Origin of the sequence: Mycobacterium sp. MS1601 (assembly GCF_001984215.1) — a bacterium.
Classification (GTDB): domain Bacteria; phylum Actinomycetota; class Actinomycetes; order Mycobacteriales; family Mycobacteriaceae; genus Mycobacterium.
In genome coordinates this window covers 412,934-435,046 of the sequence record NZ_CP019420.1, presented here as the reverse complement: position 1 = coordinate 435,046, position 22,113 = coordinate 412,934, and the positions used below count along the sequence as shown (strand labels likewise).

At 66.8% G+C, this 22,113-nt stretch carries 27 protein-coding genes; 15 read left to right on the top strand and 12 right to left on the bottom strand.

All coding sequences use genetic code 11. From position 1 onward, the window contains the following. The first annotated feature begins 123 nt into the window (after positions 1–123). From BVC93_RS02060 to BVC93_RS02035, 6 genes are read left to right on the top strand one after another with little or no spacing between them, the layout of a single operon-like run. Positions 124–1,113, top strand: coding sequence for a BMP family protein (locus BVC93_RS02060; RefSeq protein WP_083735716.1), 990 nt, complete (start codon positions 124–126; stop codon positions 1,111–1,113). Positions 1,114–1,142: 29 nt separating this feature from the next. Then, a complete protein-coding gene (locus BVC93_RS02055) occupies positions 1,143–2,690 on the top strand; it encodes an ABC transporter ATP-binding protein (protein WP_236950210.1) in 1,548 nt (515 codons plus the stop codon). Next, entirely contained in the window at positions 2,687–3,784 is a 1,098-nt protein-coding gene (locus BVC93_RS02050) for an ABC transporter permease (RefSeq protein WP_083735715.1), read from the top strand. Before BVC93_RS02055 ends, BVC93_RS02050 begins: the two co-directional genes overlap by 4 nt. Continuing rightward, on the top strand, positions 3,781–4,707 hold the full coding sequence (locus tag BVC93_RS02045) for an ABC transporter permease (protein ID WP_083735714.1): 927 nt from the start codon (positions 3,781–3,783) through the stop codon (positions 4,705–4,707). Before BVC93_RS02050 ends, BVC93_RS02045 begins: the two co-directional genes overlap by 4 nt. A 20-nt stretch (positions 4,708–4,727) precedes the next feature. Beyond that, on the top strand, positions 4,728–5,711 hold the full coding sequence (locus tag BVC93_RS02040; RefSeq protein WP_083740728.1) for an ornithine cyclodeaminase family protein: 984 nt from the start codon (positions 4,728–4,730) through the stop codon (positions 5,709–5,711). Continuing rightward, on the top strand, positions 5,708–6,148 hold the full coding sequence (locus BVC93_RS02035; RefSeq protein ID WP_083735713.1) for a nucleoside deaminase: 441 nt from the start codon (positions 5,708–5,710) through the stop codon (positions 6,146–6,148). Before BVC93_RS02040 ends, BVC93_RS02035 begins: the two co-directional genes overlap by 4 nt. A gap of 72 nt (positions 6,149–6,220) precedes the next feature. Here the strand turns inward: BVC93_RS02035 and BVC93_RS02030 are convergent, their stop codons facing one another. Continuing rightward, positions 6,221–6,712, bottom strand: a complete 492-nt coding sequence (locus BVC93_RS02030) for an aminoacyl-tRNA deacylase (RefSeq protein WP_236950209.1) — start codon at positions 6,710–6,712, stop codon at positions 6,221–6,223. A gap of 235 nt (positions 6,713–6,947) precedes the next feature. Here BVC93_RS02030 and BVC93_RS02025 point away from each other — a divergent pair, with 235 nt between their 5' ends. Then, a complete protein-coding gene (locus BVC93_RS02025; protein WP_192860161.1) occupies positions 6,948–7,610 on the top strand; it encodes a sigma-70 family RNA polymerase sigma factor in 663 nt (220 codons plus the stop codon). After that, positions 7,607–7,903, top strand: a complete 297-nt coding sequence (gene rsrA / locus BVC93_RS02020; RefSeq protein ID WP_083735712.1) for a mycothiol system anti-sigma-R factor — start codon at positions 7,607–7,609, stop codon at positions 7,901–7,903. The genes BVC93_RS02025 and rsrA overlap by 4 nt, the downstream gene beginning before the upstream one ends. A gap of 1 nt (position 7,904) precedes the next feature. Here rsrA and BVC93_RS34680 read toward each other — a convergent pair whose 3' ends face one another. Then, on the bottom strand, positions 7,905–7,979 hold the full coding sequence (locus BVC93_RS34680) for a 50S ribosomal protein bL37 (protein ID WP_099252079.1): 75 nt from the start codon (positions 7,977–7,979) through the stop codon (positions 7,905–7,907). Between the two features lie 162 nt (positions 7,980–8,141). On the opposite strand from BVC93_RS34680, the gene BVC93_RS02015 reads away from it, so the two are divergent. Next, on the top strand, positions 8,142–8,357 hold the full coding sequence (locus BVC93_RS02015) for a biotin/lipoyl-binding carrier protein (protein WP_083740725.1): 216 nt from the start codon (positions 8,142–8,144) through the stop codon (positions 8,355–8,357). 7 nt (positions 8,358–8,364) lie between these two features. Next, entirely contained in the window at positions 8,365–9,861 is a 1,497-nt protein-coding gene (locus BVC93_RS02010; RefSeq protein ID WP_083735711.1) for a sensor histidine kinase, read from the top strand. Positions 9,862–9,948: 87 nt separating this feature from the next. Here the strand turns inward: BVC93_RS02010 and whiB1 are convergent, their stop codons facing one another. Both whiB1 and BVC93_RS02000 read right to left on the bottom strand, forming a co-directional pair. After that, a complete protein-coding gene (whiB1, locus tag BVC93_RS02005; RefSeq protein ID WP_068915926.1) occupies positions 9,949–10,203 on the bottom strand; it encodes a transcriptional regulator WhiB1 in 255 nt (84 codons plus the stop codon). Between the two features lie 285 nt (positions 10,204–10,488). Beyond that, entirely contained in the window at positions 10,489–11,439 is a 951-nt protein-coding gene (locus tag BVC93_RS02000; protein ID WP_083735710.1) for a diacylglycerol/lipid kinase family protein, read from the bottom strand. A 50-nt stretch (positions 11,440–11,489) separates the two neighbouring features. Here BVC93_RS02000 and aroQ point away from each other — a divergent pair, with 50 nt between their 5' ends. Beyond that, complete coding sequence (gene aroQ / locus BVC93_RS01995; protein ID WP_083735709.1) at positions 11,490–11,927, top strand: type II 3-dehydroquinate dehydratase; 438 nt, start codon at positions 11,490–11,492, stop codon at positions 11,925–11,927. Continuing rightward, on the top strand, positions 11,924–12,307 hold the full coding sequence (locus BVC93_RS01990; protein WP_083735708.1) for a hypothetical protein: 384 nt from the start codon (positions 11,924–11,926) through the stop codon (positions 12,305–12,307). Before aroQ ends, BVC93_RS01990 begins: the two co-directional genes overlap by 4 nt. Before the next feature lie 55 nt (positions 12,308–12,362). On the opposite strand, the gene BVC93_RS01985 is transcribed toward BVC93_RS01990, so the two are convergent. From BVC93_RS01985 to BVC93_RS01975, 3 genes are read right to left on the bottom strand one after another with little or no spacing between them, the layout of a single operon-like run. Next, positions 12,363–12,845, bottom strand: coding sequence for a GNAT family N-acetyltransferase (locus BVC93_RS01985; protein WP_083735707.1), 483 nt, complete (start codon positions 12,843–12,845; stop codon positions 12,363–12,365). Beyond that, positions 12,838–13,947 carry an isochorismate synthase gene (locus BVC93_RS01980; RefSeq protein WP_083735706.1) on the bottom strand — a complete coding sequence of 370 codons (1,110 nt, stop codon included), beginning with the start codon at positions 13,945–13,947 and terminating at the stop codon, positions 12,838–12,840. Before BVC93_RS01980 ends, BVC93_RS01985 begins: the two co-directional genes overlap by 8 nt. Further along, positions 13,944–14,552, bottom strand: coding sequence for an acid phosphatase (locus tag BVC93_RS01975; RefSeq protein ID WP_083735705.1), 609 nt, complete (start codon positions 14,550–14,552; stop codon positions 13,944–13,946). Before BVC93_RS01975 ends, BVC93_RS01980 begins: the two co-directional genes overlap by 4 nt. Positions 14,553–14,623: 71 nt before the next feature. Between BVC93_RS01975 and BVC93_RS01970 the strand changes: the two genes are divergently transcribed. After that, positions 14,624–15,421, top strand: coding sequence for a ParA family protein (locus BVC93_RS01970; RefSeq protein ID WP_236950208.1), 798 nt, complete (start codon positions 14,624–14,626; stop codon positions 15,419–15,421). Positions 15,422–15,434: 13 nt separating this feature from the next. Here BVC93_RS01970 and BVC93_RS01965 read toward each other — a convergent pair whose 3' ends face one another. The 3 genes from BVC93_RS01965 to BVC93_RS01955 are packed head-to-tail and all read right to left on the bottom strand — an operon-like array spanning position 15,435 to position 18,901. After that, entirely contained in the window at positions 15,435–16,127 is a 693-nt protein-coding gene (locus BVC93_RS01965) for a GAP family protein (RefSeq protein ID WP_083735703.1), read from the bottom strand. Between the two features lie 12 nt (positions 16,128–16,139). Beyond that, the gene (locus tag BVC93_RS01960; RefSeq protein ID WP_083735702.1) at positions 16,140–17,369 is read right to left on the bottom strand and encodes an Rv3212 family protein; all 1,230 of its coding nucleotides are present in this window, start codon (positions 17,367–17,369) and stop codon (positions 16,140–16,142) included. 14 nt (positions 17,370–17,383) lie between these two features. Next, positions 17,384–18,901 (bottom strand): DEAD/DEAH box helicase, encoded by a 1,518-nt coding sequence (locus BVC93_RS01955; protein WP_083735701.1) that lies wholly within the window; start codon positions 18,899–18,901, stop codon positions 17,384–17,386. 321 nt (positions 18,902–19,222) lie between these two features. Between BVC93_RS01955 and BVC93_RS01950 the strand changes: the two genes are divergently transcribed. After that, positions 19,223–19,930 carry a ferritin-like fold-containing protein gene (locus BVC93_RS01950; RefSeq protein WP_083740724.1) on the top strand — a complete coding sequence of 236 codons (708 nt, stop codon included), beginning with the start codon at positions 19,223–19,225 and terminating at the stop codon, positions 19,928–19,930. Positions 19,931–19,990: 60 nt separating this feature from the next. On the opposite strand, the gene BVC93_RS32915 is transcribed toward BVC93_RS01950, so the two are convergent. Then, the gene (locus BVC93_RS32915) at positions 19,991–20,815 is read right to left on the bottom strand and encodes a hypothetical protein (protein WP_157516739.1); all 825 of its coding nucleotides are present in this window, start codon (positions 20,813–20,815) and stop codon (positions 19,991–19,993) included. Positions 20,816–21,049: 234 nt separating this feature from the next. On the opposite strand from BVC93_RS32915, the gene BVC93_RS01935 reads away from it, so the two are divergent. Beyond that, on the top strand, positions 21,050–21,310 hold the full coding sequence (locus tag BVC93_RS01935; RefSeq protein WP_083735698.1) for a DUF3107 domain-containing protein: 261 nt from the start codon (positions 21,050–21,052) through the stop codon (positions 21,308–21,310). Here the strand turns inward: BVC93_RS01935 and BVC93_RS01930 are convergent. Beyond that, entirely contained in the window at positions 21,297–21,968 is a 672-nt protein-coding gene (locus tag BVC93_RS01930) for a TetR/AcrR family transcriptional regulator (RefSeq protein WP_083735697.1), read from the bottom strand. The two genes, BVC93_RS01935 and BVC93_RS01930, sit on opposite strands and share 14 nt — an antisense overlap. Positions 21,969–22,113: the final 145 nt, after the last annotated feature.

Below are 22,113 nucleotides of genomic sequence, written 5' to 3'. Positions count from 1 at the left end.
GGGCTTAACGGTATACCAGTAACTCGATTCTTACCGCCGGTTAACCGTGTGGAAATAGGTCGGGCCAATGCTTCTCATAACGGTATACCGCTACGAGGTAGCCACGAAGCTGGGAGAACTCAGATGAAGATTTCCGTCCCGCGCACCGCATCGACCCTGGTCACAGTCGCCGCGCTGGCCATCGGCATCACCGCCTGCGGCTCCGCCGGCACCGGCGCCGACAACGACGCACTCTCGGTGGGGGTGTTCCTGCCGGGGTCCGTCAACGACACCGGCTTCATGCAGTCGGGTTACCTCGGATACGAGCGCCTGGCGCAGAAGTACGGCGACCAGGTGGACCTCAGCTATGTCGAGCAGGTGGCCGCCGCCGACTACCAGCAGGCGTTGCAGCGTTTCGCCTCGGAGAACGACCTCGTGATCTCGGTCGGCGGGCAGACCGACGCTGACGTCCGCAAGATCGCCCCACAATTCCCCGACGTCAAGTTCGTCGAAATCGGCGGCCCCTCCGACGCCGAACCGATGCCCAACCTGGCCTACTACGACCCCCAGCAGGCCGAGGCCGAATTCCTGTCCGGAGCCGCCGCAGCGGCGCTGTCGCAGACCGGCACGGTCGGATTCATCGGCGGCGTGGAACTACCTGCGATCGTCAACGCGGCCAAGGCATTCGGCAATGGAGCCCAGTTCACGCGGCCGGATGTCACCGTACTGGCACCGCAATACGTCGGTGATTTCAACGACCCCGCCAAAGCCAAACAGGCCGCGGGCACCGCCTACGCCAGCGGCGCCGACGTTCTGGGGCAGATCGTCAACCTCGGCAAGCAGGGCATGGAACAGGCGGCCGCCGAATCCGGCAACCGGATGATCGGCGGCCCGATCCCCGGTGAATGTGCCGGTGTCTACGCCGGTTACGTCCGAACCGACATCGGTACCGAGATCGAATACGCCGTGTCTTCCGTGCTCGACGGAACCTGGGCAGCGCAGCAGGTTCCATTCGGTGTCACCACCGACAAGGGCGGCAGCGATTTTGTGGTCTGCTCGGACAATCCCGCTGTCGCCGCTGCGGTCGACAAGGCCGAATCCGCGATCATCGCCGGCTCCATCACCCCGTACTGAATCACCCCGTACTGACAGGGCCGATACCGATGAGCATCACCGCACACACCATGACCACCAGACAGAACACCAGTGAGACGGCACTTCTCACCATGGCCGGAGTACGCAAGTCCTTCGGTTCGGTGCGCGCTCTCGACGAGGTGACGCTGAGCGTGAAACCGCGCTCGGTGCACTGCATCCTCGGCGAGAACGGAGCGGGCAAATCGACGTTGTGCAACAGCATCTACGGAACCGTCTCCCCGGACGCAGGCACCATGACGCTGGCCGGCGCCGACTACCGCCCGCGCAGTCCCGCCGACGCCCTCAACGCCGGGGTGGCGATGGTGCACCAGCACTTCTCGCTGATTTCGACCATGACCGTGGCCGACAATCTGCTGTTGGGGCGCGACGGATTCCGCCCGCCGCGAAAACAACTCACCCGTGACCTGGACCGGATCGCCGACAGCTACGGTCTGGCCGTCGATACCGGCGCCACGGTCAGCGACCTCACCGTGGGTGCCCGGCAACGAGTCGAGATCGTCAAAGCGCTGCTGCGGGATCCGCGGTTGATCCTGCTCGACGAACCCACCGCGGTGCTGGACCCCAAGGAGATCGACGCACTGATCGCCACCTGCGCGGCACTGACCGCCGACGGCAAGTCCGTGGTGCTGATCACGCACAAGCTAGGTGAGGTGGCACGTGCCGCCGACGAGGCCACGGTGCTGCGAGCGGGCACCGTGGTAGGCGGTGGCCGGCTGTCCGACGTCGAACTTCCGACGCTGTTACAACTCATGCTCGGCGACGCCGCACCGGCAGTGCACACGCAGCGGCGCCGCCCCGCCACGCAGGTGGCCGGACTCGAAGTCAACGGTCTCACCGTGACTCGGGACGACGGCAGCATCGCACTGAAGAATGTCGAGCTCACCGTGGGGCAGGGGGAGATCGTCGGCATCGCCGGAGTGGAAGGCAACGGCCAATCCGAGCTCACCTCGGTGCTCTCCGGGGCGCTGCCCGCCGACACAGGCACGGTGGCCGTCGGCGACTGTGACCTCACCACCGCCACGCCGGGTCAGCGCACCGCGGCGGGCCTGGCCGTGATTCCCGAAGACCGCCACGCCGAAGGCATGGTCGGGGCCATGACCATCGCCGAGAACATCGCCCTGCCGAGGCTGCGGACCTACCGCCGGTGGGGCCTGCTGGACCGCGGGCGCATGCGATCCGACGCGGCTGCCGCCATCACCACGTTCTCGGTCCGCGCGTCCGGTCCGGACGCCACCATGGCCTCACTGTCCGGCGGCAATCAGCAGAAGGTGGTGCTGGCCCGCGAACTGTCCACCCCCGGACTTCGCGTCGTGGTGGCCGCTCAGCCCACCCGAGGACTCGATGCAGGCGCCGTCGCCGCTGTTCTGGACCGGTTGCGCGATGCTGCCGACGCCGGCGCGGCGGTACTGGTCACCTCGAGTGAGATCGACGAGTTGATCGCCGTCTGCGACCGCATCGTGGTTGCCTACCGCGGCACCCTTCTCGGCTCCATCAGCACCGACTCTCCCAGCGCGGCAAGCGAAGTTGGTGCACTCATGACAGGAGTGTCGCAATGACCGTGCATCTGCGCCATCCGCTTGTGGTGGCCGCCGCCGCCCTGGTTGTCTCGGCGGGTGTCGGATTTGCTCTGGCCGCGGTGGCCGGCGCAAGTCCCGCCACCGTCGTCGAAGCCCTCATCGACGGCACCCTCGGATCGCCGTTCGCCATCGGCACCTCGCTGAACAACGCCGCACTGTTGATGCTCGTCGCCGCGGGGTTCACCATCGCCTACCGGGCCGGCCTGGTCAACGTCGGCGGGGAAGGCCAGCTGTGCCTGGGCGGTATCGCCGCCACCGGAGTCGGGGTGTCACTGCCCGAGGCGCTGCCACTACCCATCGGGCTGATGCTCACCCTCGGTGCGGCCGTGATCGCCGGGGCGCTGTGGGCCGCCGTCGCGGCGTGGCTGCGGGTGCAGCGCGGCACCAGCGAGATCATCACCACCCTCCTGCTCAACTTCGTCGGACTGGCCCTGGTGGTGCTGATGGTTCAGGAGCCCTCGCTGCTGCGCCAACCCGTGACGTCCTCAGAGACGCTGCCGCAATCCGAACCGCTGGCCTCCTCGGCGCACCTGCCGTTGCTCGGGCTGTACAAGAATCCGGCGACCATCGCCATCGTGCTGGCGGTGCTGGCCGTGGCCGTCGTGGGAATCATGTTGCGCAACAGTGCCACCGGTCTGCGGTTGCGGGCGGTCGGGCTGTCACCGACAGCCTCGGCGCGCCTCGGTGTGGCCGTCGACCGCACCGGGGGTGCAGCACTGTGTGCCGCCGGCGGATTCTCCGGCCTGGCCGGTGGTCTGCTGGTCACCAGTGCGCCGTTCATCCTCGTCGACGGATTCTCATCCGGATTCGGCTTCGCCGGCCTGGTGGTGGGGCTGCTCGCCCGCGGCTCCATGACCGCGGTGGCCGCTGTCTCGTTGTTGTTCGGCTTGCTGGTCTCCGGCGGCATCAACCTGCAACTGCAGGCCGGTGTGCCCGCCTCCACCGTCACCGTGGTCCAGAGCGTGCTGATCATCCTGATTGCTGGCGCAGCATGGTGGTCCGCCACGGCGCGCCCGGCGCAAGCCGTCAAAGCCGACCGCGAGAAAGCCCACCGCGAGGAAGTGTCCGCATGAGTATTCCCATGATCACCGAAATCGTCTCCAGTGGAGTTGCTTTCGCCATTCCATTGCTGGTCGCCGCCTCGGGCGAGTCGATCAGCGAGCGGGCCGGTGTGCTCAACCTGAGCATGGAAGGCATGATGCTCACCGGCGCGTTCGCCGGCGTGCTCGGCGCCGTCACCACCGGCTCCGCCGTCGCGGGCGCCGTGGCCGGAGTGCTGGCCGGGCTCATCTTCGGGATCGCCCAGGCATTGCTCTCGGTCCGGCTGCGCGCCGACCAGATCGTCGTCGGCATCGCCGCCAACGCACTGGCTTTGGGCCTCACCACTTTCGGAGCCCGGATCCTGCTCGGCGGTGGCCGCGGCCAGAACATCCCGGCATTCGCCGACGTGCGGATCCCTGTCCTCAGTGATCTCCCGATCATCGGTCCGGCAGTGTTCGGTCAGACCCCGCTGGGCTACCTGTGCCTGGCCGTCGTCGTCGCACTGGCAGTGGTGTTCTCGCCACGCACCATGGCCGGAATCCGGGTCGACGCGGTGGGCGAGGACGCCACCTCAGCCGGTTGGACCGGTTTGGCCGTCAACCGCACCCGGGTCATCGGGGTGCTGATCGCCTCCGGCGCAGGTGGTCTGGCCGGCGCGCAACTCGCACTCTCAGAGGTCCGGGCCTTCAGTGAGAACATGACGGCGGGCATGGGATACCTGGCTGTCGTCGCGGTCATCGCCGGACGGTGGAAGGTGATCGGAATACTGTGGGCTGCAGTCTTCTTCGGTGTCGCGAGGGCCATGCAGTTCGCTCTGCCCGCGGTCGGTATCCAGATCCCCTATGCGGTGCTGGTGATGTTGCCCTACCTCATCGCCGTCGTCGCTGTCAGCGGGTTCGCCGGCGGCCGTAAAGCGCCGTCCGGGCTCACCGTTCCCTACGTCGGTCGCGTGTGACCACCGAAAGGCTTGATCTCATGACCATCGTGTTGTCCCACTCCGATATCACCGCCCTGATCAACCGCGCGGCGGTCTACCATGCGGTGGAACGTGCACACGCCGACCTCAGTTCGGGCAGCGCCGCGAATCCGGCGCCGGCTCTGTTACCGCTCGACGGCGGTGGGGCGGTCCTGCCCATGGTCGCCACCGCTGCTCGCCACCACGCCAGCGTCGTGAAGATGCTCTCGGACATGCCCTTCAATCGGGCTGCCGGACTACCCACCCAGCGCTCGACGATCCTGCTCATGTCGGCGCAGACCGGGGAGTGCGAGGCGCTGCTGGACGGCAGGCTCGTCACCGCGGTGCGCACAGCGGCGGCCAGTGCCGTGGCCACCGCCCACCTCTCCCGGAAGTCCAGTACCGCACTGGGTTTGATCGGAGCAGGCACGCTCGCGGTGGAACACACCCGCGCCATCGCCCGAGTCCGGCCGATCGAGAAGGTGTTCGTGTGGTCGCGCAGCCAGGCCACGGTCGAGGAGTTCCGGCACCGGATCGTCGACCTCGGCCTGTCCGTCGAGAGCGCGGAATCGCCGCGCAATGTCATCGCCGCCGCGGACGTGGTGTGCACGCTGACACCGTCGAAGGTCCCCATCGTCGAAGGCGGGTGGTTTCGTCCCGGCCTTCATGTCAACGCCGTTGGCGCGCCGCCACGGCCTGATCACCGTGAAATCGACGGTGCGGGAATGGGTTCGGTTCGGCTGGTGGTGGACAGCAGGCCCACCGCTCTCGCCAAGTCCGGTGACGTGCTGATGGCGATCAGTGAGGGACACCTGCGCGAGGGCGACGTCACAACCGAACTCGGTGACGTCATCCTCGACCCGTCCACCGGTCGCCGCGGCGACGACGACGTGACGTTGTTCAACTCCGTCGGGATCGGTCTGCAGGATCTGGTGACCGCCAGAGCCCTCGTCGACGCCGCCAGGGAACACGGCATCGGTAGCCGAGTGGACCTGGGCGCATGAACTTTCTGCAACGCAGCATCGCCCTCGCTGTCGAGGCGGGTGCGCTCGGCAACCGTCCGTTCGGCGCGGTGCTGGTGGACGCCGACGGAATGCTGCTGGCCGAGGGACGCAACGAAGTAGCCTCGACCGGCGACGTCACCGCCCATGCCGAACTGGTGGCGCTGCGGCTGGCCGCGGCGCACCGGCTGGCGGGTTCGGTGATGTATGCCAGCGGGGAGCCGTGCCCGATGTGCGCGGCGGCGTGTGTGTGGGCCGGGGTGCAGCGCATCGTGTTCGCCGCGTCCACGCAGGCGTTCGCGGCGATACTGCCCGGCGGACCCGGCTTCGATATCAGTTGCGCTCAGGTCATCGCCGGATCGAATGCGGCCGTCGACGTCTGCGGACCCGAATTGGAGGCGGAGGCGCTGGCGGCGATGCGGCAGGCGGCACCAAGCTGACCGCAGCGTGATCCCCGCTCACCCTCTGATGCGCCACGCCCACCACGGCGGCGCCAAGGCCCGTCAGTCGAGCTAGACAGCCTGGATGTCGGCGATGACGGCGTCGGTCAGTCGGATGAGGTCGTCCGGGGCCACGCCGATCTCCAGGCCGCGTTTGCCGGCGCTGCACCACACCACGTCCCACAGCAGCGCCGTTTCGTCGATCACCGTCGGCAGGGCCTTGCGCTGGCCCAGCGGTGAGATACCGCCCAGCACGTACCCCGACGAACGCGCAGCGGCAGCGGGGTCGGCCATCGCGGCCTTGGGCGCACCGAGCGCCGCCGCCACCGCTTTGAGCGACAGTTTGGCCGGAACCGGCACCACCGCCACCGCCAGGCCCGACGGGATCTGCACCACCAGCGTCTTGAAGATCTGCTCCGGTTCGACGTTCTTGGCGCAGGCCAGCTCGGTGACGGCCTCGTCGCCGAACGCCTGGTTGCGGGGGTCGTGTTGATAACCGAACACCTCGTGGGGGACCGATGCGGCCACCAGCGCCGCGATCGCCGGAGTTGCCGCTCGTGCCACGGGGCCAGCGTAACCGTGCGTCCGGCCCGGAAATAGCACGGCTGCGGCCACTGTTGACCAAGACGTCATGCCCACGAGCGTGGCTTTGTCGGTCACAGCCTTAGGATTGCGAGAGGGGAACTTGGTGTCGACGGTGTGCCTCGAACGCGCGGTGCCAGAACCGCTGGCAGTGCAACTGCTCATGCCATCGTCGATCATCTGGACCTCCGCAACGGAAGGGACTGTGTCAACCAAGATGACCGACATAGATGACAGCACTGGTCTGGCGCCCGACGAGAAGACGTCGGTAGCCCGATCGGACGAAACTGACGCCGAACTGACAGCGCGCTTCGAGCGTGATGCGATCCCGCTGCTGGACCAGCTCTACGGCGGCGCCCTGCGCATGACCCGCAACCCGGCCGATGCCGAGGACCTGTTGCAGGAAACCATGGTCAAGGCGTACTCGGGATTCCGGTCGTTCCGTGAGGGCACCAACCTCAAGGCATGGCTGTACCGGATTCTGACCAACACCTACATCAACAGCTATCGCAAGAAACAACGCCAGCCGGCCGAGTACCCCACGGACGAGATCACCGACTGGCAGCTGGCGTCCAACGCCGAACATTCGTCGACGGGGCTGCGCTCCGCCGAGGTCGAGGCTCTGGAGGCCTTGCCCGACACCGAGATCAAAGAAGCCCTGCAGGCACTTCCGGAAGAGTTCCGGATGGCGGTCTACTACGCCGACGTCGAGGGTTTCCCCTACAAGGAGATCGCCGAGATCATGGATACGCCCATCGGGACAGTGATGTCCCGGCTGCACCGAGGTAGGCGCCAGCTGCGCGAACTGTTGGCAGATGTGGCACGCGACCGAGGATTCATCCGTGCTTCGGTCGACGCAGCCGAGGAGGTGTCCTCATGAGCGACGACGAGCGCACTTGGCGCCCGCCGGTAGGTCCGGTGGATCCTGAGCATCCGGAATGCGCGGCGGTGATCGCCGAGGTCTGGACTCTGCTCGACGGTGAGTGCACCGTCGACACGCGCGAGAAGCTGCAGCAGCATCTGGACGAGTGCCCGGCCTGCCTGCGCCACTACGGGGTGGAGGAACGCATAAAGGCGCTCATCGCCACCAGATGCAGTGGCGAAAAAGCGCCTGAAAGCCTGCGACAGCGGTTACGGCTGGAGATCAGCCGCACCACCATCATCAGGGGCTAGCTCAGCTGTTGGGCCGACGTCCGTGGTTGGCCTTGCTGTGCTTGCGGTCGCGCTTCTTACGGCCACGCTTGGCCATGGTGTACCTCCAATGTCGTGAACTGATCAGGGTGGTGGCCCGCCGGCCGGAGCCGGGAGGCATCACTTACCAGTGTCTCACGGGGCAGATGGTGCTCTGTCCACCCGGTCTTGTGGTTCGATAGCTTCAGCAGTGCTGTTGCTCCAGTAGAGGTGGGTGAAGATGGCCGAGGATGTTCGCGCCGAAATCGTGGCCAGTGTGCTCGAGGTCGTGGTGCACGAGGGCGATCAGATCGGCGAAGGCGACACCGTGGTCCTCCTGGAGTCGATGAAGATGGAGATTCCGGTGTTGGCCGAGGTGGCGGGCACCGTGAGCAAGGTCAGTGTGTCGGTGGGTGACGTCATCCAGGCCGGCGACCTCATTGCCGTGATCAGCTAGGCGGCTCATGTCGACGCTCGGTGACCTTCTTGCCGAGCACACCGTTCTGCCGGGCGAAGCCGTCGACCACCTGCACGCGGTGGTCGGGGAGTGGCAGTTGCTGGCCGATCTCTCGTTCGCCGACTACCTGATGTGGGTGCGGCGCGACGACGGTGTGCTGGTGTGTGTAGCTCAGTGCAGACCCAACACCGCTCCCACCGGATTGCTCAGCGATGCGGTCTCCACCATGTCCGAGGCTGCCGATCTGCCGCTGGTCACCGCGGCGTTCCGGTCCGGGGCCATCGCCAGGGAAGACCCCACCGACGGCGAAGCCGGCGCCGGCCTCAACATCGAGGCCGTCCCCGTGCGGCACGCGGGCAGCGTCGTCGCGGTGTTGACCCACCAGACCGCGTTGGCGGCCCTACGCAAGTCCTCGCCCCTGGAAATGGCGTATCTGGCGTGTGCTGCGGACCTGGTGAACATGCTCTCCGAAGGCACCTTCCCCAACGTCGGCGATATCGCGATGTCGCGGTCCAGTCCACGGGTGGGGGACGGGTTCGTCCGCCTCGATGTTTCGGGGTCTGTCGTCTTCGCCAGCCCCAACGCCCTGTCGGCCTATCACCGGATGGGCCTGACCTCCGAACTCGAGGGCCACAACTTGGTGGCCGTCACCCGGCCGCTGATCTCGGATCCCTTCGAAGCGCAGGAACTCGCCGAGCACATCAAGGTCTCGCTGTCCGGCGGTTCCAGCATGCGTATGGAGGTCGACGCCGGTGGCGCGGCGGTGCTGCTGCGTACGCTGCCGCTGGTGGTGCACGGCGCGCCGGTGGGTGCAGCCCTGCTGATCCGCGACGTCACCGAGATCAAACGACGTGACCGCGCCCTGCTGAGCAAGGACGCGACCATCCGGGAGATTCACCACCGCGTCAAGAACAACCTGCAGACGGTGGCGGCGTTGCTGCGCCTACAAGCTCGTCGCACCAACAATGCCGAAGGGCGCGAGGCGCTCATCGAGTCGGTCCGGCGGGTGTCGTCCATCGCACTGGTGCACGACGCGCTGTCGATGTCGGTGGACGAACAGGTGAATCTCGATGAAGTGATCGACCGGATCCTGCCGATCATGAACGACGTGGCCGCCGTGGACAGCCCGATCAGGATCAGCCGGATGGGCGCGCTCGGCGTGCTCGACGCCGACCGGGCGACCGCGCTGATCATGGTGGTGACCGAACTGGTGCAGAACGCCATCGAACACGCCTTCACTCCCGGCGCGGGTGCCAAGCAGGGGCATGTCAGCATCCGCGCTGAGCGCTCTGCGCGTTGGCTGGATGTGACCGTGCACGATGACGGTCGTGGGCTGCCCGACGGCTTCAGCCTGGAGAAGTCGGATCGGTTGGGCCTGCAGATCGTGCGGACCCTGGTGTCAGCCGAACTGGACGGCTCTCTGGGAATGCACGACGCAGACGGTGGCGGCACCGATGTCGTGTTACGGGTGCCAATTGGGCGACGCACAAGATTGGCGCAATAAAACGCGACTTCGGGTATCGAAAGGGCGCACCAAAAAGAACGGCCCCGACAATTCTGTCGGGGCCGTCATCGTCCTCTTCCGGGTCGATCAGACTCCGCTGCGAGCCTTCGTCCGGGCGTTGCGACGCTTGAGCGCGCGGCGCTCGTCTTCGCTCATGCCGCCCCAGACGCCCGCGTCCTGGCCGGACTCCAAAGCCCAGGCCAGGCACTCGGTGGTAACCGGGCACCGGTTACACACCAGCTTCGCGTCGGCGATCTGCGCGAGGGCCGGGCCGCTGTTTCCCACCGGGAAAAACAGTTCCGGATCCTCGTCGCGACAGACCGCCTTGTGGCGCCAATCCATAGGTCGTACTCCTTACTAATGCGCGCAGCAATGCGCGCCCGGTTTTGTTTTGTCGGCTGTTAACGCGTGCACACCAAATGTTTCTGCACTGTTGCATCTGATCGTTCCAGATCGGCAACACAAGTCAATAGCGCGAGTTAACACGTGTGCAATGTCACTCGCAGGGCCTGTTTCTCAACCCCTCACTCGTTTGTACTACGATCAACCCAGCTGTGCCCTCAATTTCAGGCAGCGTTTACGTCACAGCGGCTTTCGCTGCAGCTAGAGGCGTGTTTTTTCCCGCAATCAAAGTTGCGGAGCCACCACTGCAAGCGCGTCCGGAACCGATCGGAACGTCATCTGGTCACGAAGGCCGATGTAGTCGCCGTCGACCTGACTGGCCACCGGAGTGTCGCTGATCACCCGCACCCACGCCGCGTCGTCGTCGCGGATCAGGTGCTTGGCGGCGAGTTTGGGGCGCTTTGCCAGCATCTGGCGCACCAGCCCCAGATTGCGCCACACGCTCATGCTGGTGGTGGCAAACACCCCGAGGCCGGTATCGAAGGTGGTGTCGGGGTTGGTCCAGACGGGGCGTTTGTTGGCATAGGTCCAGGGGCTGGAATTCGAGACGAACACGAAATGCACGCCCGAGACCGGCTCCTGCCCGTCGACCTGCAACGTCAGCTGAGGTTCGCGACGCGCGCTTCTGAGGACGGCAGGCACCGCGGCGCTGATGTAGCGCATGGCCGTGACTCCGGTGTGCTTTCTGCGCCGCGCCTCCACGGCTGCCACCACCTCGCCGTCGACGCCCATCCCGGCGGTGAACACCCCCCACCGCTCCCCGCAGTCCATCAGGCCGATACGGCGCCAGGTACGGGTGCGCTGGTAGTCGCTGAGCAAGTCCACCAGCAGATTGGTGGCGTCGGTCGGGTCCTGCGGAATGCCCAGCGACCGGGCGAACACGTTGGCCGACCCGCCTGGCACCACGCCGATCGCGGGAACCGGATGCAAAGGAAGCGGACCCGGCTTGCCCAGCAGCCCGTTCACCACTTCGTTCACCGTGCCGTCGCCGCCATGCACGATCACCACGTCCACACCGTCGGCGGCGGCCTGCTCGCCGATCTCGATGGCGTGGCCGCGGTGGTTGGTGTGTTCGACCGTCAGCCGGGTTCGGCTCTCCAGCGCGTGTGCCAGCAGGTCACGGCCGGCAGGCGTCGTCGAGGTCGCATTCGGGTTCACGATCAGCACGGCGCGCACGAGCCCCAAGCCTATAGGCGTCTGAGAGCACTGCTCGGTACGGTTGCCTCGTGACAGAACGCCGCCTGCTGCTCGTGAACGGGCCCAACCTCAACCTGCTGGGCACCCGGCAGCCGGAGATCTACGGATCGACCACTCTCGCGCAGATCGAACAGGCGGTCACCGACCTGGCCGGTCAGCACGGGTTCACGGTGCGCGCGGTGCAGAGCAATCATGAGGGCGATCTGATCGATGCCATCCACGCCGCCCGAGCCGACTGTGTTGGCATCATCATCAACCCCGGTGCCTACACCCACACGTCGGTGGCCATCGCCGACGCGCTGACCGGCGTCGAACTCCCGGCGGTCGAGGTACACCTGAGCAACATCCACAAGCGAGAGGAGTTCCGGCACCATTCCTACATCTCGCCGGTGGCGGAGATGGTGGTGGCGGGAGCAGGGCCGCTGGGGTATGAGATGGCCGTGCGGTTCCTGGCGGACAGGCTGTGAGTGCGACGCAGCCAGCGGTACTGCGCTACGCCGGATTCCTGGTGGCCGCGCAGGGCGTCGCCGCGCTGGTGATGTCTGCCGTGCTGTTGATCCGCGGCCTCGGTGGCGCCGACCAGCACATCGTCAGCGGATTCGGTACGGCGCTGTGGTTCCTGCTGATCGGCGCGGGGGTGGGTGCCGGCGGCTGGGCGCTGATCACCGGGCGCCGCTGGGGCCGCGGAATCGGGGTTCCCACCAACCTGCTGCTGTTGCCGGTGGCGTGGTACGTGTTCACCTCGCATCACGAGGTGTACGGAGTTCTGGTGGCGCTACTTGCCCTGGTGGTGCTGGGCCTGTTGTTCAGCCCGCCCGCGGTGCAGTGGTACGCAACCCGCGGCTGACACGTCGGCCCCCTGTTCTTCTCGCGGCTCCTTCGTCGCCGCATCGCGACCAGAGTCAGGACTTCGAGGCCAGTTCCACCAGCTTCGGGCCGGACACCCGATAGGTGGTCCACTCATCCTGGGGTTTGCCGCCCACGCCGTCATACAGTGCGATGGCGTTGGCATTCCAGTTCAGCACCGCCCAGCTCAGCCGGGTGTAACCGTGTTGGACGCACTCACGGGCAAGTTCGGACAGCAGTGTCACCGCCAGCCCCCGGCGACGAAAAGCCGGACGTACGAACAGGTCTTCGAGATAGATGCCGGCCACGCCGTCCCAGGTGGAGAAGTTCAGGAACCACAGCGCGGTGGCGGCGGCCTGACCGTCCACCTCGACGATGTGTGCGTGCACTGTCGGCTGATCGGCGAACAACGCGGTGCGCAACTGGTCTGCCGTGACCGTGCATTCCTCCGCAGCTTTCTCGAACTCGGCCAGTTCGTGGATCATCGCCACGATCTCGGTCTCGTCACCCGGTACGGCCCGGCGGATCACTTCACTCATGTTCTGCTCCCAATCCCGTCATGATGGTGTGGAATTTGGTTGTGGTTTCGTCGAGTTCGTCGTCGGGGTCGGAGTCGGCGACGATTCCGCCACCGGAGTGCGCCACCGCGGTGCGGCGATCTGCCGACAGTTGCGCGCACCGGATCGACACCACCCACCGTCCGTTGCCGTCGGCGTCACACCAGCCCGTCGCTCCCGCGTAGAAGCCCCGCTGACCTTCGATCTCGGCGATGGTGGCCGTCGCCTCGGCGGTGGGGTGCCCGCCGACCGCCGGCGTCGGATGCAGTGCCAGCGCCAGGTCCAATGCTGTGATGGACTTTTCGCTCAACGTGCCGGTGACTCTGGTGCTCAGATGCCACAGGGCGTCGGTGTGGTGCAGTTGCGGCTCTGCGTCGACGTCCAGGCTGGTGCACAGCGGGGCCAAGGCGTCGCGGATGGCGTCTACCACCAGTCGGTGTTCGAAGCGGTTCTTGCCGGACTCCGCCAGCGCCGCACCGTTGGCGCGATCAACCGCAGGATCGGCAGAGCGCGCCGCCGAACCCGCAAAAGGCCTGCAGCGCACCTGATCTCCGAAGCGTGCCACCAGCAGCTCGGGGCTGGCGCCCACCAGAGCGGTGCCGGCGTACTGTCCGCCTGCCGGTGTCAGGTCGGCCAGGTAGGCGTAGGCCGCCGGGTCGGCGGCCCGCAGTCGGGTGAGCACCGTCCGCGGATCCCACCCGGACTCGGAGCTCATCCGGATGGCACGCGCCAGCACCACTTTGTGCAACGTCGAGTTGGGATTGCGCAGCCGCGCCACCGCGTCGGCCACCCGAGCGCGGTGCGCCGCTGCGTCAGGGACGGTCTCCTGTACTCGCACCGCACCTGCATCGTGTGTTGCCCACTCGGGCAGCGCCTCAGTGAACACCACATCGTCGGGAGAGTGCAGGGCGGCGGGGCCGGTGATGTCGAAAGGTAACGCGCCCAGCACAATTGGCACCTCGCCGGACCGTAGTGCGGCGTCGGCGGCGGCCACGTCGGAGAATCCGGTGTGCACTCCGCAGGCGAGCACTGTGCCGGTGGGACCGGACAATACGAAGGAAGGGTCGCTGAAGTCGCGGCTCACGACGTGACCGGTTCACGGTGGGCGGTCAGCCCCAGCGACTTCAGTTGACGCAGGCCGTAGTCGAAGCCGCACACCGCCACCGAGGCGGGCCCGAAGCCGTAGCGGGCTCCCTCGCGCAGCGGCTGCTCCACCCACCGGGTCACCACCGACCGGGAGAAGTGTCCGTGCCCGACGAACACCACGTCGCGGTCGGCCAGGTTCTCGAGCGCCAGGTTCACCGCCTGATCGGCGCGCATGCTCACCTGGTCGACGCTCTCGCCGCCCGGGCAGCCGTAGGTCCACAGCAGCCAGCCCGGTACGTTCTTGCGGATGTCATGTGTGGTGATGCCCTCGTAGTCGCCGTAATCCCACTCCGACAGCAGCGGAGTCACCTCGTCGACTGTCAGCCCCGCCAACGCTGCGGTGTCCAACGCCCGCCGCCGCGGACTGGAGAACACGATCGGGTTGGCCAACCCCAGATGGTCCAGTGCCAACGCTGCCAGCTCGGCCTGTTCGCGACCGTTCTCGGTGAGCTCCAGGTCGGTGGTGCTGGTGTGCTGTCCGGACTTCGACCATTCGGTTTCGCCGTGCCGAAGCAGTACCAACCGATGCATGCCCACGCTCACGTTCATCAATTCTGCCCCACTCGGGGCCGTCACCCGGGACGTGGGCCGTCTCACATGCCAGGATGGAGCCCGTGGGGACACACGTGTTGGCTGTGGCCAACCAAAAGGGCGGGGTGGCCAAGACCACGACGGTGGCATCGCTGGGGGCGGCGATCGTCGAGAGTGGGAAGCGGGTGCTGCTGGTCGACCTGGACCCGCAGGGCTGCCTGACCTTCTCGCTGGGGCAGGACCCGGACAAGCTGGCCGTCTCGGTGCACGAGGTGCTGCTCGGCGATATCGAGCCCGGCGCCGCCCTGGTGCAGACCGAAGAAGGCATGACGCTGCTGCCCGCCAACATCGACCTGGCCGGCGCCGAGGCGATGCTGTTGATGCGCGCCGGCCGCGAGTACGCACTCAAACGCGCCCTGGCCAAGGTCGCCGACGACTTTGACGTGGTGATCATCGACTGCCCGCCGTCACTGGGTGTGCTGACCCTCAACGGACTCACCGCCGCCGGCGAGGTGATGGTGCCGCTGCAGTGTGAGACGCTCGCGCATCGCGGTGTGGGGCAGTTCCTGCGCACGGTGTCCGACGTCCAGCAGATCACCAACTCCGACCTGACACTGCTGGGCGCGTTGCCCACGCTGTACGACTCGCGCACCACCCACAGCCGCGACGTGCTGCTCGACGTCGCCGACCGCTACGACTTGCCGGTGCTGGCCCCGCCGATCCCGCGGACCGTCCGGTTCGCCGAGGCGAGTGCCTCCGGTGCCTCGGTGATCGCTGGCCGCAAGAACAAGGGAGCCGTGGCCTACCGTGAGCTCGCCGACAGCCTGCTGAGGTACTGGAAGTCGGGACGGAAGCTGCCGACGTTCACCCCGGAGATCTAGAAGGCTCTGACTCTCACCAGAGTGCGGAGTGGTGGATGGCGGCGTCGGCCACCAACGCGACGCCGGCCACCAGGAACAACACCCGCACGCCGATCGGTCCGTAACGGGTGACGTTGCGTACCACCCAGCGTTGTGCCCGTTGGGCCCGCTGGTTGCGCATCGTCGACAGCGCCAGCACCGACGTCGACGGCAGTGCGGTCACCAGGCAGTAGCCGACGATCAGCAACGGCCACAGCTCAGGCCGCGGGTCCAGAGCGGCGATCATCGCCAGACCGGTCAGATACGGCACCGCGGTTGGAGCCTGCCCCAGCCCGACGGCGAACCCGACAAAGGCGAGCAGCCACGGACGTCGGCGCATCGTCCCCATGGCGCCCATCGCCCAGCCAGGGGCCGACGTCTGGGCCACCAGCGGGAAGAAGGCCAGGCCGATCAGCACCAGACCGACAAGCAGTTCGCCGCGATAACGCAGGGTCGGGGTGAGTTCGATGTCCAGCATGTCGGTCAGGAAGCTCAGGCCCAACACAGTGGCGATGCCGAACGCCGTCAACACGGTGAAGACCCCGAAGATGTAGCTCAGGCCGCCGGGGACGGGGGAGCGGCGGTTGAGCCGGCTGTCGTAGACGATCGCCGAGACGACGCCGATGTTGAGCACGTTGAGCGAATCCAGCACGGCGAGGCCGAGCAGCGCCAGGACAAGGGCTGTCATGAGTATGGGGCCTTACTGGCCCAGCGCCACCAGCGTGCGGCCGCGCTGTTCCAGCAGGATGTCGCCGACGACGGCGGGCACCACTGCGGTATCGGCTGGTGGACGCTCGACAGGAATGACGCGCTCGGGGGCGCCGGTCTCCGGGTCGTAGACCCCGATCCCGCCGGTGACGGGCACCAGCAGTTTCTCCGCCATCATCACTCCGGGTCCCAAGGGCACCTCCGATTCCGAGCGCCTGATGGTGTAGCGGTACTCGATGTTGGTGCTGGAGAACACCATCACGGCATCGCCGGTCCACCAGGTGATCAGGTCGCCGGTCTTGGACACCGTTCCTTCCGGGAAGGCTGCTGAGGCCGGTTCGGGCAGCGGGTAGTCGCCGATCTCGTTGCCGGTGTCGTCGACGACGGAGACGCGGGGTTCGGGCACCGGCAGGTAGACGGCGGTGGTGGTGCCGGACACCGCCAGCACCTGGGCTCCGGAGTCGGCCAGGACGCCCGGTTCGGGGACGTCGCGGACCTCGGGTTCGTCGTCTTCGTCGGAGGCGCGCACCAGCGACAGTTTGACGTCGGTTTCGCCGGGGCAGAACCGCAGCACGGACACCGCGTCGTCGTCTGCGGCCGCCGACAGCAGCGCGCAGCCGTCACCGGTACCGACGTGGACGGGCTTGACGCGGGCGTCCACCTCGCCGAAGCCGATCACCCGCACCATGTCCGAGCGCCACAGTTCGAAGCGGGACCCGCCGACCGAGAGCACCGTGGTCCCATCGGCGGACAGATCGACATGGGGGCTGGCGACACCGGACCGCGCGGGCCCGCGTTTTCCGGTGGCCGCATCGACCGTGCTGACCTGCCCGCAACCCCTGTCGTCCGGATAGACCGCCACGGCGTAGTTGTACACCCAGGTGACTCCACACAGTTCACGGTCGCTGCGGGTGTAGCTCCAGCGAACGGCTCCCGTCACCGGGTCGCGGCCGTCCATGGTGGAGCCGTCACCGGTCATCACGGTGCCCGCGGCGATCACCGGGACAGTCGTGTACGGGCTGGGTGCCGACCACAACTCCCGTAGTCCGGTGGGAACCGCCTCGGCGGCCGGCGGCGCGCTGGACACGCTGTCGGCGGGACGGCTGAGGGTGGCGCGGGCATCGCTGGTCCACCAGATGACGCCCGCAGTCAATGCCACCACTACGGCGATGGCCAGAGCGGCGATGACATCGCCCCTGGTCCGGCGCTCAGGTCTGACCACGGCGGACGATGTGGTCAGCCGGCACTGACTGGAGCGTCGGTGACCGGAGCCTCGGTGGTGCCCGAGGACTTGCGGGGACGACGGCGGCGACGGCGCTTGGCCGGCGCGTCTGCCTCGGTCGTTTGTCCGGAGTCGGGTCCGGCGTTGCTGTCGTCACTCACCTGCTCGACGTGACCGGTCGCGGTCTGTCCTCCGCGGGTGCGGCGACGGCTGCGGGTCCGGGTGCGCGGTGTGTCGGCGCCACTGTCCTCGGCGCCCTCGGAGGCGCGGGGCTTGCGTTCCGGTCGCTTCGACGACACCTTCTGCGGGGTGCCGACGGTGCCGGTGGCGGAGGTCGGGATGTGCAGCTCGTCGTAGAGGTGCGGGGAGCTGGAGTAGGTCTCGGACGGATCCGGTGTGTCCAGGCCGAGCGCCTTGTCGATCATGGTCCAGCGTGGCAGCTCGTCCCAGTCGACGAGGGTGACGGCGATACCGGTTTTACCCGCGCGACCCGTGCGGCCGATGCGGTGCACGTAGGCCTGCTCGTCATCGGGGATCTGGTAGTTGATCACGTGGGTGATGTCGTCGATGTCGATACCGCGGGCCGCCACGTCGGTGGCCACCAGCACGTCGATGGCGCCGGTGCGAAAGCTCTTGAGTGCCTTTTCACGTGCGATCTGACCCAGGTCGCCGTGTACGGCGCCGACCTTGAATCCGCGTTCGGCGAGCTCGTCGGACACCTTCTGCGCGGTGCGCTTGGTGCGGGTGAAGATCATCGTGGCGCCGCGGCCCTCGGCCTGCAGAATGCGGGCCACCATCTCGACTTTGTCGAGCGCGTGCGCCCGGTAGACGAACTGCTCGGTGCTGTCGTGAGTGGCTGATGACGCAGCGGATTCTGCCCGGATGTGCGTCGGCTGGTTCATGAAGGTGCGGGCCAGTGTGATGATCGGGTCCGGCATGGTCGCCGAGAACAGCATGGCCTGCCTGCTGTCCGGGGTCAGCCGCAGAATGCGTTCGATATCGGGCAGGAAGCCCAGGTCCAGCATCTCGTCGGCTTCGTCGAGTACCAGCACCGACAGTCCGCCGAGCTGCAGGTGACCCTGCTGGGCCAGGTCGAGGAGTCGCCCGGGGGTGCCCACCACGACGTCGGCGCCGTTGCGCAGTGACTCGATCTGGGCCTCGTAGGGGCGACCGCCGTAGATGGAGACCACCGACAGCGCGCGGTCACCCACCTGCAGATGCTTGGCGGCGCCGGCGAGGTCACCGAAAACCTGGATACACAGCTCGCGGGTGGGGACGACAACCAGTGCTCGGGGAGCGCCGGTCAGGGGGCGGCCGGCGTCGCTGGTGATCTTGTGCAGCAGCGGGACGCCGAAGGCCAGGGTCTTGCCCATGCCGGTGCGGGCCTGGCCGATCAGGTCGTCGCCGGCCATGGCCATCGGGAGCGTCAGCTCCTGGATGGCGAACGGATGGGATTTGCCCTGCTCAGCGAGCGCACGAACGATTTCTTCGCGAACGCCCAGGTCGGCGAAGGTTTTGGGGATGACAGTCATATAGGGAAGTGCAGCCTTTCGGTCTCGGTCCGAGATCAGTACTCGTCATTTCGATCACGGCGTAGCGTTCACGCGCGCACGAGTTCTGAGAGGAACGAGACCGGGCTTCACGATGTGACACCGCGAGCCGATTCGCTGGGCCCAGTGCGATGACAGTGGTCACCGGTAGGGACAACTGCGTGCACGCACATTACCTAGGAAGAAGCGGGAAAACGCCTCTGCCTCTTCCCATGGTAGCTGGTTGTGCAAGCCATGACCCGATTCACCGCGGTGACGGCGTCTTCGGCACGGCCCCTGAGTGCCAGGAACTACAGTGAGTCCATGAGCTCGACGCAGCCCGCCGCGGGGTCCGGTGAACTGGCTCCCAGTGAGCCTGCCGCGGCGTTGACCGCCGATCATCCGGGTGTCAACGAGTTGTTCGCACTACTGGCTTACGGGGAAGTGGCCGCGTTCTACCGGCTCACCGAAGAGGCGCGGATGGCGCCTCATCTCAATGGCCGAATCAGCATGGCCCGCATGGCGGCCGCGGAGATGGGCCACTACGAGCTGCTGCGGGAAGCGTTGGAGCGCCGCGGAGTGGACGTGGTGCCCGCGATGGCGCGGTATGCCTCTGCGCTGGAGAACTACCACCGGTTGACCACACCGAGTACGTGGCTCGAGGCGTTGGTCAAGACGTATGTGGGCGATGCGCTGGCCGCCGACTTCTACCTCGAGATTGCTGGTGTGCTGCCTGCCGAGATCGCCGATGTGGTGCGTGGTGTGCTCTCGGAAACTGGGCATTCACAGTTCGTGGTGGACGAGGTGCGCGCCGCGGTGGCTGCCAGCGACAGACAGCGCAGCCGTCTGGCGCTGTGGTCGCGGCGGCTGTTGGGGGAGGCCATCACGCAGGCGCAGTACGTCCTGGCCGACCGTGACGAGCTGGTGGATCTGGTGTTGGCCAGCACCGGTGGTCTCGGTCAGATGTCCGGGTTTTTCGACCGGTTGCAGCGCACCCATGCCGACCGCATGAGCGAGCTCGGCTTGAGCTGAGGATTCAGCCCCTCACTTCGCTGGCGATGTCCCCACGCAAGGCCCGCTTCGTCGACCGGGCTAGCCGGTGCAGGTCGCGATCATCGAGTTGTTGTTCTGTGCCGCCACCGGAGTGCCCGCGGCATCGGTGATCACACAGTTCAGCTGACCGGTGAGGCTGGTGGCGGTCACGGATTCGAACTCCACACCGGGATTCAGCACCAACGTCTTGGTCCACGGCAGAGCCACGTTCACCTCGGTGCGAGGCAGGCCCTGTTCGTCGGTGTAGATGACGCTCACCAGGTCGATCAACTGCTTTGTGCCGGTGACCGTGTACGTGACGGTGCGTGGGTCGGGGGCAGGTGCCGGCGGGGGAGCGGCGGCCTCGGGCGCCGGAATGGTCTCCGGCGGCGCAGGAGCGGCGGCGGTGATCGGCGGCGCGGGCGGCGTCGTGGTGATGGTGACGACCGTCTCGGGGGAGAGCTGGGCCGGCGGAAGCGGTGCCGGGCTGGGCGGGATGGTCGCCACGACGGTCCGCGGTGCCGTCGAGGTGGCCGGGGCGTCACCGGTCTGCGCCGTCGGTTCGGTCTCGTCGCTGCGCATCACCAGCACGATCGCCAACACCGCGGCCAGCAGCACCGCAACGGCCATGCCGGCCACCAGGCGCCAGCGGGTGTCGGAGTGGTAGTAAACGCCGTCTTCGTCTTCGTCGTCGTACTCGTCGTAGTCGTGGTAATCCTGCCCATGGCGGTACTCGTCGGTGGTCCGGTACCCGCCGTTGCTGTAGAAGCCGTCGTTGTAGCGCTCTTGGGTCCGGATGCCGCCGGTCGGTGCGTCGTCGTCGAACGGGTCATCGAGGAAGTAGTTCCCCCGGCCGTTCGCGCCACTCCAATACGGTTTGCTCATCGGATCACCGCCGGCGCAACCTTTCACTTTCGCCACATACGTCACTTTCTTCACTTCAGCGTATCGGCGTCGAGATGCCCAACGGACCCGGGATGTGGACGATTTGATATCAATCGGATCACTATCGCGGCAGGTCGGGACCCACTTCGCTGACCGCGAACGCCGTGATGTGAAGTGCTGCCGCGGTGTCCACTAGCCTTCTTGCGTAACCGCTTGTCGAAGAAAGGGTCCAGCGTGGAGGTCAAGATCGGTGTCACGGACAGCCCGCGCGAGATTGTGTTCATCAGCGCGGCGACACCCGATGCGCTGGAGAAGCAGGTGACCAGCGCGCTGACGGCGGGCGACGGGGTGCTGAGCCTCACCGATGAGAAGGGCCGTCGGTTCCTGATCCAGGCCGCTCGGGTGGCCTACGTCGAACTGGGCGCCGCGGACAGTCGTCGGGTCGGCTTCGGTGTCGGCAGTGGTCCGGTGACGCCGCCGATCACGAACGAGTAAGAGGCACGTGCGACAGACCGCCCCAGATGAACTGGACGGTGCCTTCGATGGCGTCTTCCCGGGAAATGGGGCGGTCGTTGTCGAGCCAGTAACGCGCTGAGTCGACGCTGATGCTCACCAGGCCTACGGCGATCATCCGGGCCCGGTGCGGCTCCAGTCCGGAGTCGTGGCTGATGAGGTCGAACACCGCGTCGGTGCACGCCTCGGTGGCCACCTTCACCTGCAGCGATACCTGCGGTTCGGTCACGTAATCGTTCTCGAAGATCAGCCGGTAGCCCTGGCCGTCCTGCTCGATGAACTCGAAGAACGCCTGCACAGCGGCCCGCACCCGGAGGCGGTTGTCGGTGGTGGTGCGCAGCGCCTGGCGCACGCTGGACACCATGTTGTCCACATGTTGGGCCAGTACCGCGAGGTACAGCTCGAGTTTGCTCGAGAAATGCTGGTAGAGAACAGGTTTGCTGACCCCGGCACGGTCGGCGATTTCATCCATGCCCGCGGCGTGGTAGCCGCGGTCCACGAAGACCTCACTGGCGGCGACCAGTAGCTGTCCGCGACGTTCGTCGCGGGGAAGCCTGCTGCCGCGCCTGGTGGTCGTTGGTCGGTCTCCCTCGGACGCATTGACGCCCCGCCGTCGTGTCGAATTGGCGAGCTCGCTCATCAAGTCCTCTATCTGATTTCGTGCCAGGCCAGAAGGTGCGGGCCCATCGCGTCGACATTACTACCCGCGGGCGCAGAACCCACGAAACGTCGGCTCGGGAGTTTGTCCCGGGCGCGCCGGGAACCGTCTGCGCGCGCGTCTATGC

What these genes read in the sequence shown, in the direction of transcription:
- BVC93_RS02060 (WP_083735716.1), top strand. Translation starts at nt 124, where the DNA reads ATGAAGATTTCCGTCCCGCGCACCGCATCGACCCTGGTCACAGTCGCC.
- BVC93_RS01955 (WP_083735701.1), bottom strand. Translation starts at nt 18,901, where the DNA reads ATGACTGTCATCCCCAAAACCTTCGCCGACCTGGGCGTTCGCGAAGAA.
- BVC93_RS01950 (WP_083740724.1), top strand. Translation starts at nt 19,223, where the DNA reads ATGAGCTCGACGCAGCCCGCCGCGGGGTCCGGTGAACTGGCTCCCAGT.
- BVC93_RS02010 (WP_083735711.1), top strand. Translation starts at nt 8,365, where the DNA reads ATGTCGACGCTCGGTGACCTTCTTGCCGAGCACACCGTTCTGCCGGGC.
- BVC93_RS01930 (WP_083735697.1), bottom strand. Translation starts at nt 21,968, where the DNA reads ATGAGCGAGCTCGCCAATTCGACACGACGGCGGGGCGTCAATGCGTCC.
- BVC93_RS02050 (WP_083735715.1), top strand. Translation starts at nt 2,687, where the DNA reads ATGACCGTGCATCTGCGCCATCCGCTTGTGGTGGCCGCCGCCGCCCTG.
- BVC93_RS02025 (WP_192860161.1), top strand. Translation starts at nt 6,948, where the DNA reads ATGACCGACATAGATGACAGCACTGGTCTGGCGCCCGACGAGAAGACG.
- BVC93_RS02045 (WP_083735714.1), top strand. Translation starts at nt 3,781, where the DNA reads ATGAGTATTCCCATGATCACCGAAATCGTCTCCAGTGGAGTTGCTTTC.
- BVC93_RS01985 (WP_083735707.1), bottom strand. Translation starts at nt 12,845, where the DNA reads ATGAGTGAAGTGATCCGCCGGGCCGTACCGGGTGACGAGACCGAGATC.
- BVC93_RS02055 (WP_236950210.1), top strand. Translation starts at nt 1,143, where the DNA reads ATGAGCATCACCGCACACACCATGACCACCAGACAGAACACCAGTGAG.
- whiB1 (WP_068915926.1), bottom strand. Translation starts at nt 10,203, where the DNA reads ATGGATTGGCGCCACAAGGCGGTCTGTCGCGACGAGGATCCGGAACTG.
- rsrA (WP_083735712.1), top strand. Translation starts at nt 7,607, where the DNA reads ATGAGCGACGACGAGCGCACTTGGCGCCCGCCGGTAGGTCCGGTGGAT.
- BVC93_RS02015 (WP_083740725.1), top strand. Translation starts at nt 8,142, where the DNA reads ATGGCCGAGGATGTTCGCGCCGAAATCGTGGCCAGTGTGCTCGAGGTC.
- BVC93_RS02040 (WP_083740728.1), top strand. Translation starts at nt 4,728, where the DNA reads ATGACCATCGTGTTGTCCCACTCCGATATCACCGCCCTGATCAACCGC.
- BVC93_RS32915 (WP_157516739.1), bottom strand. Translation starts at nt 20,815, where the DNA reads ATGAGCAAACCGTATTGGAGTGGCGCGAACGGCCGGGGGAACTACTTC.
- BVC93_RS01965 (WP_083735703.1), bottom strand. Translation starts at nt 16,127, where the DNA reads ATGACAGCCCTTGTCCTGGCGCTGCTCGGCCTCGCCGTGCTGGATTCG.
- BVC93_RS02035 (WP_083735713.1), top strand. Translation starts at nt 5,708, where the DNA reads ATGAACTTTCTGCAACGCAGCATCGCCCTCGCTGTCGAGGCGGGTGCG.